At 58.8% G+C, this 12027-nt stretch carries 12 protein-coding genes; 3 read left to right on the forward strand and 9 right to left on the reverse strand.

The window, feature by feature from the left end; all coding sequences use genetic code 11:
* The first annotated feature begins 59 nt into the window (after nt 1–59).
* Entirely contained in the window at nt 60–1490 is a 1431-nt protein-coding gene (locus tag AAV94_RS07195; RefSeq protein WP_046741653.1) for an 8-oxoguanine deaminase, read from the forward strand.
* 63 nt (nt 1491–1553) lie between these two features.
* Here the strand turns inward: AAV94_RS07195 and AAV94_RS07200 are convergent, their stop codons facing one another.
* From AAV94_RS07200 to AAV94_RS07220, 5 genes are read right to left on the reverse strand one after another with little or no spacing between them, the layout of a single operon-like run.
* Nucleotides 1554–1937, reverse strand: coding sequence for a hypothetical protein (locus tag AAV94_RS07200; protein WP_046741654.1), 384 nt, complete (start codon nt 1935–1937; stop codon nt 1554–1556).
* Between the two features lie 27 nt (nt 1938–1964).
* A complete protein-coding gene (locus tag AAV94_RS07205) occupies nt 1965–3698 on the reverse strand; it encodes an AlwI family type II restriction endonuclease (RefSeq protein ID WP_046741655.1) in 1734 nt (577 codons plus the stop codon).
* A gap of 47 nt (nt 3699–3745) precedes the next feature.
* Nucleotides 3746–3931 carry a hypothetical protein gene (locus tag AAV94_RS07210; RefSeq protein ID WP_046741656.1) on the reverse strand — a complete coding sequence of 62 codons (186 nt, stop codon included), beginning with the start codon at nt 3929–3931 and terminating at the stop codon, nt 3746–3748.
* 9 nt (nt 3932–3940) lie between these two features.
* Entirely contained in the window at nt 3941–5845 is a 1905-nt protein-coding gene (locus tag AAV94_RS07215; RefSeq protein WP_046741657.1) for a Dam family site-specific DNA-(adenine-N6)-methyltransferase, read from the reverse strand.
* Nucleotides 5846–5849: 4 nt separating this feature from the next.
* Nucleotides 5850–6137, reverse strand: coding sequence for a hypothetical protein (locus tag AAV94_RS07220; protein WP_046741658.1), 288 nt, complete (start codon nt 6135–6137; stop codon nt 5850–5852).
* A gap of 159 nt (nt 6138–6296) precedes the next feature.
* On the opposite strand from AAV94_RS07220, the gene AAV94_RS07225 reads away from it, so the two are divergent.
* Nucleotides 6297–7304 (forward strand): IS1595 family transposase, encoded by a 1008-nt coding sequence (locus tag AAV94_RS07225; protein WP_046741659.1) that lies wholly within the window; start codon nt 6297–6299, stop codon nt 7302–7304.
* Here the strand turns inward: AAV94_RS07225 and AAV94_RS07230 are convergent.
* Complete coding sequence (locus AAV94_RS07230) at nt 7298–7735, reverse strand: hypothetical protein (RefSeq protein WP_011911810.1); 438 nt, start codon at nt 7733–7735, stop codon at nt 7298–7300. The genes AAV94_RS07225 and AAV94_RS07230 overlap by 7 nt on opposite strands.
* Before the next feature lie 220 nt (nt 7736–7955).
* Here AAV94_RS07230 and AAV94_RS07235 point away from each other — a divergent pair, with 220 nt between their 5' ends.
* Nucleotides 7956–9527 (forward strand): CYTH and CHAD domain-containing protein, encoded by a 1572-nt coding sequence (locus AAV94_RS07235; protein WP_046741660.1) that lies wholly within the window; start codon nt 7956–7958, stop codon nt 9525–9527.
* Nucleotides 9528–9667: 140 nt separating this feature from the next.
* Here AAV94_RS07235 and lipA read toward each other — a convergent pair whose 3' ends face one another.
* The 3 genes from lipA to AAV94_RS07250 form a co-directional block, all read right to left on the reverse strand.
* Nucleotides 9668–10651: a lipoyl synthase gene (lipA, locus tag AAV94_RS07240; protein ID WP_046741661.1), complete on the reverse strand. Its 984-nt coding sequence runs from the start codon at nt 10649–10651 to the stop codon at nt 9668–9670.
* A 55-nt stretch (nt 10652–10706) separates the two neighbouring features.
* Nucleotides 10707–11381, reverse strand: coding sequence for a lipoyl(octanoyl) transferase LipB (lipB, locus tag AAV94_RS07245; protein ID WP_269430768.1), 675 nt, complete (start codon nt 11379–11381; stop codon nt 10707–10709).
* Nucleotides 11382–11464: 83 nt separating this feature from the next.
* Nucleotides 11465–11752 carry a YbeD family protein gene (locus AAV94_RS07250; RefSeq protein WP_046741662.1) on the reverse strand — a complete coding sequence of 96 codons (288 nt, stop codon included), beginning with the start codon at nt 11750–11752 and terminating at the stop codon, nt 11465–11467.
* Between the last annotated feature and the right edge of the window lie 275 nt (nt 11753–12027).

Below are 12027 nucleotides of genomic sequence, written 5' to 3' on the forward strand. Positions count from 1 at the left end.
ATTGCGCACTGCGTCGCGCGCCCTGTCACACGTGCCTCCACATTCACTCACTCACAGCCATGTCCACCTTACTTATTCAGCATGCGCACACCATTGCCACCCAGGACGATGCGGGTCATGAATGGCAGGATGCGGCCATTTTTATTGAGGCGGGACTGATTCGCTATGTCGGGCCCCAGGCCGAGCTGCCGCCGAACATGCAAAGCGCCGACGAAGTCATTGATGCACGCCATCACCTGGTCGTCCCAGGGCTGGTCAACACCCATCACCACATGTACCAGAGCCTCACGCGTGCCGTGCCCAGCGTGCAGGATGCCGAGCTGTTTACCTGGTTGCAGGGGCTTTACCCCATCTGGGCCGGATTGACGCCGGAGATGGTGCATGTCAGCACCCAGGTGGCGATGGCCGAGTTGTTGCTCAGCGGCTGCACAACCAGCAGCGATCACCTTTATCTTTACCCCAACGGAGTGCGTCTGGATGACGCCATTGCCGGCGCGCGGGAGATTGGTATGCGCTTTACCGCCACACGCGGCAGCATGAGTGTGGGCCGCAGCCAAGGCGGCCTGCCACCCGATCGCCTGGTGGAGCAGGAGAGCGCCATCCTGGCGGATTCCCAACGGCTGATCGAGACCTATCACGATGCCTCCCATGGCGCAATGCTGCAGATCGCGCTGGCGCCGTGTTCGCCCTTCAGCGTCAGCCAGACGTTGATGCGTGAGTCCGCAGCGCTGGCGCGCAGCTACCGTGGCCTGGGCGTGCGGCTGCACACGCATCTGGCTGAAAACGACCACGATGTGGCCTATTCGCTGGCGCGTTTTGGCTGCACGCCGGCCGAGTATGCACAGGAGCTGGGCTGGACGGGAGAGGATGTCTGGCACGCGCACTGTGTCAGGCTGGACGAAGCGGGCATCGCACTGTTTGCCCGCAGCCGCACCGGCGTGGCGCACTGCCCGTGCAGCAACATGCGCCTGGCTAGCGGTATTGCGCCGGTGCGGCGCATGGTCGATGCCGGTGTGCCGGTGGGCCTGGGTGTCGACGGCAGTGCCAGCAACGATGGCGCCAATCTGCTGGGCGAGGCGCGGCAGGCCCTGTTGCTGGCCCGGGTGGGGCGGGCGATGCAGCCCCCGCAGCAGGAAGGAGGGAAGACCCGCTATGGCTGCGATGCAGGTCCTGCCGAAATGACGGCGCGCGATGCCCTGCATCTGGCGACCCGTGGCGGCGCCCAGGTACTGGGGCGGGAAGATATCGGCAGCCTGCAAGCCGGGCAATGTGCCGATCTGGCGCTGTTTGATTTGCGTGACATTGCCTTTGCCGGAGCCGCCGTGCACGACCCTGTGGCCAGTCTTTTGCTGTGCGTGGCGCCGCGCGCGAATTACACCATCGTGCATGGCCGGGTGGTTGTGCGCAATGGCACGCTGACTACAGTCGACATGGGGCCGCTGATTGAGCGGCATAACCAAATGGCGAGGCAGTTGGTCGGTATGGCGTAAACCGCGGAATTATGTAGCAAACGCACAAAGTCAGAAGCCCGCAAAATCGCGGGCTTTGTGCATTTAATGAGGGGCTGAATCCATCGCAGTCAGTACGTCCTCTGCGAAATAGGCTGGCCCCCGTCTTGGCATGCCAACTACTTGGCGCAGCAGGATGCCAGTGGCTGGCGTACTTGCCTGGCGACAAGCGGTGTCCGCCGCATCGACCAAGGCATCAATCGCTTCCGTCAGTGCGCTCGGAGCCGCATAAGACACCGACAGCATCCCGTGCTTCTCCTTGATGTCCAGCCAATGAAAGCCTTCTCGTAGTTCGCCTTGAATCAGCACATCGACATTGGTGCACAAGGAAGAAATGGCCGACAGCCAGCTATCCGGTACGCTGTTATCGACTACTCGCCCGGCTTTGAACTGCCAAGAATAATGCCGATGAATGTCTTCACGCTCCATGCGATCTCCTTTTGAAGCCGACGATGCTTACTGCAAAAGCTGGCCTACTGTTCGTTGTACAACGTCGGCAATTTCTCGCTTCCAGGCGGGAGCTTCATGTGTTGGTCGCAGGCTGCCGCATTGTTCAAGTAGCTCTCGAATGAGCGCAACATCCACTTGCCCCGAAGCAAACAGCGCTTCAAACACGTCTTTGAACTGCGCCAAGGTAATCGGGATGATATCCAGCCGCATTTTCTCATCGGTATTGGTGTACCAGATACCAATACGGAAGGTTTCAGCGGTGTTGGAGTCGATTCTATTGGCGATGAACAAGCCGTAGACTGGTTTACCGGATTGCTCTTGGTAGAACGCCACGAGATCCGCCACATGGCGTCTTACCGGCTCTCCTTCTGCCGCTTCCTGGCGCGAGTTGGCCGTCAACGTGACTTCCACCACCAGCACAAAATCATCGAACTCGAAGATCAGATCCGGGCCATTGCCTGGAGCAGTACCTACCGGCAAGAAATCCTGATCGATCTTGAAGCGGCGAGCTTCATAGGGTTTGTTGGCCAAGCTGTTGATAGCCAGGAAGGCTCGCCACAGTACCCACTCGAAATATGCTGGAGCCTCGGCCTGTGGTACTTCAATCTCTTCGCCATTAGAAAGGGTCTTCCTGTTGCGGCGTGTGATGATCAGTTCCATGTAAGCAGCGATCTCTTCCCACACTGCTGCTTGCTGGGCTGCGTAGGCTTCTTCGTTCGCCTCAGCCAGAAGCGCCTCGATCTGGTGCCGGATAATCTCAATATCAGCCGGAGTATCGGTCGGTTTGCCACCAACATCGAAAGGAATGCCACGGCGTCTAAGTTGCTGCAACAGATCAGCCAGTACGGCCAGTGCCGAATCCTGGTTGTCTGTTGGCAAGGCAGCACCGTTACACAGCGTGATGAAGTAAGCCCGATCAGACTCTGGCACACCGGTTTCGGCAGTTAGCCGTTCTATGAACAGATGCTTCTCCGGCACTAGCGAGAGGCCACGCCCCTTGCTTTGCACAAGCCCCGTTGCCTTTAGATAACGAAAATTTGCGTCTGCATAGTCATTAAATGTCTGTACCTTGTAAGGCTCCCCATCCGGCTTGAGAATGCTCCGTGCGGTGGCTTCAAGCTCCTCACGATCAAACTTTTTCTTGTTGAGTGTCGAAGAGGCCCTTCTTTCCCGCAGCGCTAATACTTTCTCCGCAATTACAGTCAGATCATCATCAGGGCTTGTGACTTGCACCACCGTAGCCATCTCGATGAAGTTCAGTCGGCTTTCGCCTGTTTTGCGTTCAAGCTCAAGCATTACAGAGAGGACATGCCGCAACGGCGAGAAGGCCGTGCATTCAAACTCATCCTCCAAGACTGACGGAAGATAATGCGCTGCGAGTGCTCGCAAAAAGCACTCCTGCATGGCAGGAACACTTTCGGCTCTAATGAGACGCCAGCCATTCGGTGTGATCGTATCAACCGGACCTACATCATTCTGTGGTATGCCACTCGCTGCTGGTATCTGGGGAAATAAGAATCCTAGCTTAGTGAGTGCTGAGCGCCATTTCCGCCCGACACTATTGGTATTGTCGCTACCAAGGGCAACAATACCGTGCTCACCCAGCAAATTGCGAAATGCAATATCCTGCGCGGAACCCCGCAAATTACCTTGGAGCGAAGAGGTAGACAATGCAACAAGCCCTTCCCGTAACCGGAAAGGGCTGCGAACTGTGGTATTACCCAGATGCCACGGCTTCATACGATCACTTCTCTCAACAGAACGTGGTCATAATAATGCCTTTGAGCTTATCGCGTGAGGGTTTCAAGCCGTTTCAGTCGTTGCTCAAGCTGGGATGCCTGCTGCAATAACTCAATAGCCAGCTCGGCCAACAGCGGATTGTCGGCCTTGGCCAAGGCGTTTAGATCTTGCACCAGAAAACTGGCTGCATGGCTGGATTTCAGCAAATTCTCTTGATCTTGACTGTTTAGCATGGGGCAACCTCAGTAACCTACGAACAAGTATTCCTGTACCGCATTATTGTTGTCGCCAACCTTGTGTCCCTGATTGCCGAAAGAATAGCGGTAGTCCACTGGCACCACCTCAACATGGCGCTTGTGCTTCGCCATGATGGCCACCATCTCGTCCAGAGTTGGCTGGCTATTTGACGAGTAGGACACGACAAGCACGCTATCCCTGAAGCGCTTGAACAGCAGATCAAACGCCTCGGCAGCTCCCTTGCGAGAAGAGAACGGCGTCGGGTAGGACTTGAATTTCTTGGTGACAGTGTGCTCCTGAATCTCGACACCTTGCCAATCACGCGCCAAGCCTTCGACAAAGTGATAGCGACGCACGTATTCGTTGTCTGATAGCGGGGAATAGTAAGGCGGGTCAATATAAACCAGCCCGGATTCCTGTCGCTGCAAGGTCATAGCGTCGCCGTTTCTGGCCTTGTTCTGCTTGCCATTATCGAAGACCGCAGCATTAACCATGTTCACAGCTTCCAAGAATTGATCTCGGAACGACATCAGCAGATCTTTACGTCCGTCATCATAGCGGTGGCCAACATAGGTGAAGATGCCACGCGGGCGTTTCTTCAGGCAGGCACGCACCAGCGAGGACATGGCAATGGCTCGTTTGTACGGGTTTTTAATCGCCTTGATATTGGCACGCAGAATGTCGATCAGACGATTGTCTTCGTCAGAGAAGTACAGCCCCTGGAATTTGGTCTCGACGAAGCGGTCCACCGGCTTTCTAGGCTCAAGCAGTGCCAAGGCTTCGTCCACACCTAGCGTGATGTCGTTGTTTTCGATCATCGCCTTGGCGAAGGTATACGACATGGCCATATAGTCGTTACTGATAACCGCCTTGCCGTGCGATTTCAGCATGTACCCCACGATACCGGAGCCGGAAAACAGGTCTACTGCTGTCTCGAACTCGAACTGAGACGCCACGGCCCAAATCTCCGACAGTAGCTTGTTCTTCGAGCCCATATAACGGGTTGGCGGGTATAGCAATGCTTGTTCAGATAACGGGGCGGGAACCAAGCGAATATCAAAGCGTGGCTTCGGCGGCACTGTCACGATGACATCTTCGCCGGTTCGCCCTTTGCCATTGCAGGAGATATAGCGCTTGGTCTGTATCACTTCGATGGAGAAAGCGCTGTATAGTTCATGCACCAAAGGGTGGTTCGAGTTTGTCAGGATGACATGGCAGCCCAACTCATGCAGACGCTTAACCTCGGCAGCGAGTTCTGCATGATCTTCCTCGTAAAACTGCTCCTTGGTGTAGCGTTTGAAATCGGCGTACTCCGAAACGGGTAGGTAGGGAGGGTCGAGGAAAATGAAGTCGCCAGGTTGCGCCTGCTCCCGCAGCACGTCCTTGTAATCCCCGCAAATGATGGTCGTGTCCTGCAACAGGCGGGAGGCGGCTCTCAGTGCATCCTCATCAAGCACCTTCGGATTCTTGTACCGTCCGAACGGAACATTGAACTGCCCCTTCTTGTTGACCCGGTACAGCCCATTGAAGCAGGTGCGGTTCAGAAAAACGGTACGGGCAGCGGCCTCAACACTTGAGAGTTTCGTCCAGTCTTGGGCACGGACGGCATAAAACACCTCTTCGGTATTCTGATACTGGCGCAGCTGTGCCAACACGCCGTCAACGTCACTGGCCACGGATCGGTACAGATTGACCAATTCCGGGTTGCTGTCGGCGATCACTCCACCGGCTGGTCGCACGGCAAAGAACAGTGCGCCGCCACCAAAAAACGGTTCGATGTAGCGACCATACTTCTTGGGCATCTTTGGAATGATTTCCCCCAGAAGCTGGGTCTTGCCCCCGGCCCATTTCAGAAGGGGACGGCATTCCTGCAAGTCCCCCTGAACGAATAGTTCTTCTTGAGCTAACACGGCATTACTCCATCGGCAAATCTGTTTGCTTGCTGCCGCCAAATCGTCCTTTGGCTGCGCCTCCACGCGGCTTCTTCGGTTCAATCTCGATGCTATCGAGAATGGAACGGAAGTCCACCTTTTTATCCGCCATCGCGCCAAGCAATGCCGCAATCACCGCCAAATGTGACGGAACCTCGCCGAGCTTGGCGTAGTTGGTCACAGAGTTGCGGTGCATTTTTACCAGGTCGGCAAATTCACGGATGGTGAGTCCGGCCTTGCCGATCTGGCGTTGAAATTCATCGTAGGTCATGGCGCGAGAGGATACACGTTTTAATGAGTATAGCACACTTATTTATGCTAACAAAAAACAAATTAATGTTTTTTATTAATAAATTAATTTGCAAGGTCACTTGACGCGAGGGGTGATTTTTACCACAATAGACACATATATTTATGTGCAATAACGATCATGTCACAACACTTCCTGCTCTCCGCCCGAGCTCGCACCCTGTCGCTGCGCAAGATTTTTTCGCTCAGCGACGATCAGGCTTTCGAGATGTTCAAGCAGAGCCGTTGGGGCCATCACGACGCGATCTGCCCGTGCTGCGGCAGCATGGCCAAGCACTACTTCATCAAGACCCGCCGCCAGTGGCGCTGCCGCGACTGCAACCACACGTTCTCGGTCACATCCGGCACGATCTTCGCCAGCCACAAGCTGCCGTTGAAGGTGTACCTGGCTGCTATTGCTATCTACTGCAATGCCGTGAAAGGCTTGTCGGCCCTGCAACTGGCGCGTGATCTGGACGTGCAGTACAAGACTGCCTTCGTGCTGGCGCACAAGATTCGGGAGTCGTTGATGGCTCAGCGCGATGAAACCGAACTGGACGGTGAGGTGGAATTGGATGGGGCGTATGTGAACGGGCATGTGCGCCCGAAGAACAAAAAGGCCGACCGTGTGGACCGTCGCTTGGCCGAGAACCAGAAGGCCGATAAGCGCTGCGTATTCGTGATGCGCTCACGCGCTGAGGCAGGCCAAGGCGGCAAGCGCACCCTGACTTTTGTGATGAAGAGCGAACATCAGGCTGGCGTGCTCAAGCTGGCAGGCCGCTTCATTCGCAAGGGAACGACCGTGTTTGCTGACGAAGCGCCAGCCTACGACCCGCTGCACGCTTACTTCCCAACCAAGCGCGTCAACCATCAGGTCGAATACCGTTCGGACGACGGCGTGACCACCAACATGGCCGAAAGCTACTTCTCGCGCTTCCGCCGCATGCAGTACGGCCAAGTGCACAAGTTCGGCATCATGTACCTGAACCACTACGCCAATGAAGCCGCCTACCGGGAAGACAATCGCCGCATGAGTAACGGTGAGATGTTCTTCGACATCCTGATAAAGTGCGCCGAGACGCGCACCTCGCGGGATTTTGGCGGCTACTGGCAAGGCAACAAGCGCCTGATGGAACATCTGGTTCACTGAGCCAAATCAGCCAGTTTCCACAGGTTGCCGGATTCGTTGCGGCCAACCTTCACCAGCAAGCCAGAACTGGCGGCGCGACGCAGCACCGCGTCCAGGCCATGATGAACAGCCTTGAGTGCATCCTCTTCAAAGCCCTTGCAGGCATGAATGCGCTGGGCAATCTCGCCGGTGCTACCTTGCCCACCCATCTCGCGCAGCGCCTCCAGCATCAGCCGGTGGCACTCACCATTGGCAAACAGCCGGCTGCTCTGCCGTACTTGCTTGGGTCGGATGGTGCGCAAGTCATACTCTGGGTCGAATAGCTTGATGGTGGCGTCGAGATGCTGCATATCGCCCTGTAGCCGAGCGATCTCGTGCTGATAGTGCGAGATCAGGCCGGAGACTTCCGACCGTTTGGCGACCAAGCCAGAAACTACATGTGATTCAGCCATGAAAATACCCCTGTCCGAGATGGAAACAGGGGTATTTTGGTTTGATCGTGGCAGATTAGTCTTGTGCGTTTGCTACATAATTCCGGTAAACCGCGGCCATTGCGGTGTCAAAGCATGGGCGTTGAATCGCACGACGTATCCCGATCACGATGGAAAATGGCGCGCCAAGGCGTGGCTCTGGCAAGATGGCGAACTAATTCCCCACTGCCGCCTGCGAGCCATGTCCGACAAAGAAATCGAATTCAAATTCTGCCTCTCACCCCAGCAGGCATCGACCGTGGAAGCCGCGGTGCGGCGTGGCAGCGTCGAGCGCCAGCGACTGCAGGCGCGCTACTTTGATACTGCCGACAATGTCCTGGCCCGCCATCGCATGGCGTTGCGCCTGCGCAAGGAAGGGGCCAACTGGGTGCAAACCGTCAAGGCCGCGGGGCAGGACAGTCTGCAGCGGCTGGAGCACAACGTCGATCTGGGGCCCGCGCGCGCAGGGGACCGGCTGCAGCCCGATCCTGCTCTGCACGCCGGCACCGTGGTGGGGGAGTTGCTGCAGCAGGCGCTGGCAGCCAGCGATGCGCCGCTGGCGCCTACCTACGAAACTGATGTATGGCGCCTGACCCGGATGCTGCGCGTGCCGGGCGGTTGGGTGGAGCTGGCTTTCGACAAAGGCCGCTTGCGGGCCGAGCGTGTGGACACCGGCAAGCGAGTGACGGCGCCCATCGTGGAACTGGAACTGGAACTGGTGCGCGGCGCGCTGCCGAGCTTCGTGCAGTTGGCCCAGCGCTGGGTGCAGCGCCATGGACTTTGGCTGAGTACCGTCAGCAAGGCAGAGCAGGGCGAGCGTCTGCGTGCCGGGGTGACGCACGTTCCCGCCGTCAAGGCTGGGCCCACGCGCATGCGCTCGGCCACACCGAGCGGGCGCGAAATACTGCAATGCGCCGTGGCATCGTGCCTGGAGCAGATTCTTCCGAATGCGAGTGAAATAGCGGCGGGCAGCGAGGATGCCGAGCAGATTCATCAGCTGCGCATCGGCCTGCGCCGCTTGCGCACCGCACTCAGAGAACTGGGGCCACTGGCGCCGGGGCTCGTCGATCCCGAATGGCTGCCGCCGCTGGTGCAGGCATTTCGCGCACTCGGAGAACTGCGCGATGTTGAGGATGTGCTTGCCAGCGCCCAGGCGCAGTTGCTTGCCGCCGGCGGCCCGGAGTTGACGCTGGCGCAGCAGGCGCACACGCAAAACGCTGCAGCCATCGTGCGCGCGTCTGCGCTGCAAAGCGTGCTTGTGGCGTTGATGGGGCTGGTTGCTGGCGCGGGGGAATCCAACGTAGCGCAGCAGCAAGGAGACGGGGCGGATGTGGCCCCTGACGACGGGGCATGGGGTTCGGGGGTCGATGGCCTGCCGCATGTCGAGGCATTGGCACAGCTGAAGGCACGCATTGGCAAGCTGCATGCCGCGCTGGTGCGCGCGGGCAAGCGCTATCGTGTGCTCAGCGCCGAGCAGCGCCATGCAGTGCGCAAGCGTCTCAAACGTCAGCGCTACTTGATCGAATTCACGGCAGAGATGTTTGGTCGCAAACCAGTCGCGCGCTATCTGCAATTGCTGCGTCCAGCACAGGACGCGTTGGGGGAATACAACGACGAAGTCGTGGCCCTGGCGACATGGCGCACGCTGGTTGAAGCCGATCCTCGTGCGTGGTTCGGCGTGGGCTGGTTCACCGCCCGCGAGCCGGCACATGTCCAGGCGTGCCGCAGTGCGCTGCGCCAGCTGCGTACTGCGCCGCGGTTCTGGGAAGACTAAGCTAGCTGTTCAGCAGGCATGTCGCTGCAGCGCAGGCCTGTCGCGCATGCCACGTGGAAGTTGGCACTGCACCACAAGCTGCAGCATCGCGCAGCAAGGCTGCGCAACCATGTGCCGGTGTGCGTCCGCGAGATCGCCGCTTAGTTCACCGGCAGGCCCGCTGCCTGAGCCTGCTCGTCGGCGTGGTAGCTGGAGCGAACCAAAGCGCCGACGGCCGCATGCGTGAAGCCCATTTTGTACGCTTCATCCTCGAACATGCGGAAGGTGTCAGGATGTACGTAGCGCTGTACCGGCAGGTGGCTGTTGGTCGGTGACAGGTACTGCCCTATTGTCAACATGTCGATGTCGTGGGCACGCATGTCGCGCATGACTTGCAGGATTTCCTCGTCCGTCTCGCCCAGGCCGACCATCAGGCCGCTCTTGGTGGGCACGTTGGGGTGCAATGCCTTGAACTTCTTGAGCAGGTTCAGGCTGAACTGGTAGTCCGAGCCGGGCCGAGCCTGCTTGTAGAGCCGTGGCACGGTTTCCAGGTTGTGGTTCATGACGTCCGGCGGCGCGGCCTTGAGGATTTCCAGCGCGCGGTCATCACGGCCGCGAAAGTCGGGCACGAGGATTTCGATCTGCGTGTGCGGCGAATGCTCGCGGATGCGCTGGATGCATTCGACAAAATGGCCGCTGCCGCCGTCGCGCAGGTCGTCGCGGTCCACGCTGGTGATGACGACATAGCGCAGCCTCAGCGCGGCAATGGTCTTGGCCAGGTTGAGCGGTTCATCCTTGTCGAGGGGGTCGGGGCGGCCATGGCCGACATCACAGAATGGGCAGCGGCGTGTGCACTTGTCGCCCATGATCATGAAGGTGGCCGTGCCCTTGCCAAAACATTCGCCGATGTTAGGGCAGCTGGCTTCCTCGCAAACGGTATGCAGCCGGTGCTCGCGCAGGATCTGCTTGATCTCGTAGAAGCGGGTGGTGGGCGAGCCGGCCTTGACGCGGATCCAGTCAGGCTTCTTCAGTGCGGGTCCCGTTTGCAGCACTTTGACGGGAATGCGCGAGAGCTTGTCCGCCGCCTTCTGTTTGACGGTGGGGTCGTAGGCGCGGGCGGGCTGGGGGCTTGCTGGCAGACTCATCGTGTGCAGTGGCTGTGCCTAATAAAAGGTGGGAGGAAGTTGGCTGGGGCGCGCATCAGGTGGCCAAAAGGTGCGTCAACTGCTGCTGCAGAACGGCCTGCACGTCTTCCAGCGCGGCATGCACGCCGATTGTATGCAGGTCGGTGACCGTGAGCGCACTGTAGCCGCACGGGTGGATGCCATGAAAGGGCGCCAGATCCATGTGCACGTTAAGCGCCAGTCCATGGTAGGTGCAGCCGCGGGTCACCTTGACCCCCAGTGCCGCAATCTTGGCCAGTCCGGTGAAATCCGGTTGGGCCGGTGCCTGGGGGGCTTGCTGGCGGGGTGGCCTTTCTGGCGCGCCAGGCAGCGCAACATAGACCCCAGGCGCACCGGCAACCCTGAAGCCGGATACGCCGAAATGCAACAGCGTGCGTATGGCGCTTTCTTCGAGCCGGCAGACGTACTCCCTGACAAAAATGCCGTGACGCTTGAGATTGATCAGTGGATAGGCGACGATCTGGCCGGGGCCATGGTAGGTCACCTGCCCGCCGCGCGTACTGCGAACCACGGGGATGGCACCGGCATTAAGCACATGCTGCAGTTTGCCTGTGATCCCTTGTGTGTAGACCGGTGGATGCTGGCACAGCCATAGCTCATCCGGTGTTTCGTGGCCGCGCGCCTCGCTGAACCGGCGCATGGCTTCGGCAGTGCAGACATAGTCCACCACGCCCAGGTGGCGAACCAGCAAGGGAAGGGCTTGCGCTGCAGGGGCAGGGAGCGCATCGCCCGGCGATGGCCGTTCGTGCAGGGAGGACATCGGCGCAACCGCTGTCAGATCACCCATTTCGAGAGCGGGTGGGCCGTCAACTCCCGGTAGATGGCATCCAGCTGGGTGCGGCTGGTGGCGCGGATGGTGATCGTGACGCTGAGGTACTTGCCCTCGCGGCTTTCGCGCAATTCAATGGTTTCGTGCCGGAAACCAGGATCGTGCCGCGCCGCAATGTCACGCACGGCCTCAACCAGTTCGGCCGAATGCAGTCCCATGACTTTGATCGGAAAGTCCTGGGGATACACAATGGCAGACTGCTGCTCTTCGGGGGAGTGGGTGTGATGTGTCATGGCGCCTGTATATGAAGCCAGAAAGGCAGCTTGCAAGACTACCACTGCCGACGTCGCCTCGCGCGCTGATGGTCTTGCGGGGTCTTTGTCCTACAGCGCATCAGGGGGCCGCATACAATCGCGCGTCTTTGACTTCTGGCGACCGCAGATGCCTGCAGAGGACCCGAGCGATCATATGCGTAAGCCCAACGCCGACGCATTCGCAGACACCAGCGATCCCGCGTGGGAGGATGCCTTTCCTGCGCCGTTGAATGCTGCGCAAGCCGCAAGATGGC

The organism is Lampropedia cohaerens (assembly GCF_001005215.1).
Classification (GTDB): Bacteria; Pseudomonadota; Gammaproteobacteria; order Burkholderiales; family Burkholderiaceae_C; genus Lampropedia; species Lampropedia cohaerens.

Coding starts and splice junctions, on each gene's coding strand:
- AAV94_RS07195 (WP_046741653.1), top strand. CDS start 60: ATGTCCACCTTACTTATTCAGCATGCGCACACCATTGCCACCCAGGAC.
- AAV94_RS07220 (WP_046741658.1), bottom strand. CDS start 6,137: ATGACCTACGATGAATTTCAACGCCAGATCGGCAAGGCCGGACTCACC.
- AAV94_RS07235 (WP_046741660.1), top strand. CDS start 7,956: ATGTCCGACAAAGAAATCGAATTCAAATTCTGCCTCTCACCCCAGCAG.
- AAV94_RS07230 (WP_011911810.1), bottom strand. CDS start 7,735: ATGGCTGAATCACATGTAGTTTCTGGCTTGGTCGCCAAACGGTCGGAA.
- AAV94_RS07200 (WP_046741654.1), bottom strand. CDS start 1,937: ATGGAGCGTGAAGACATTCATCGGCATTATTCTTGGCAGTTCAAAGCC.
- AAV94_RS07225 (WP_046741659.1), top strand. CDS start 6,297: ATGTCACAACACTTCCTGCTCTCCGCCCGAGCTCGCACCCTGTCGCTG.
- AAV94_RS07250 (WP_046741662.1), bottom strand. CDS start 11,752: ATGACACATCACACCCACTCCCCCGAAGAGCAGCAGTCTGCCATTGTG.
- AAV94_RS07205 (WP_046741655.1), bottom strand. CDS start 3,698: ATGAAGCCGTGGCATCTGGGTAATACCACAGTTCGCAGCCCTTTCCGG.
- AAV94_RS07210 (WP_046741656.1), bottom strand. CDS start 3,931: ATGCTAAACAGTCAAGATCAAGAGAATTTGCTGAAATCCAGCCATGCA.
- lipA (WP_046741661.1), bottom strand. CDS start 10,651: ATGAGTCTGCCAGCAAGCCCCCAGCCCGCCCGCGCCTACGACCCCACC.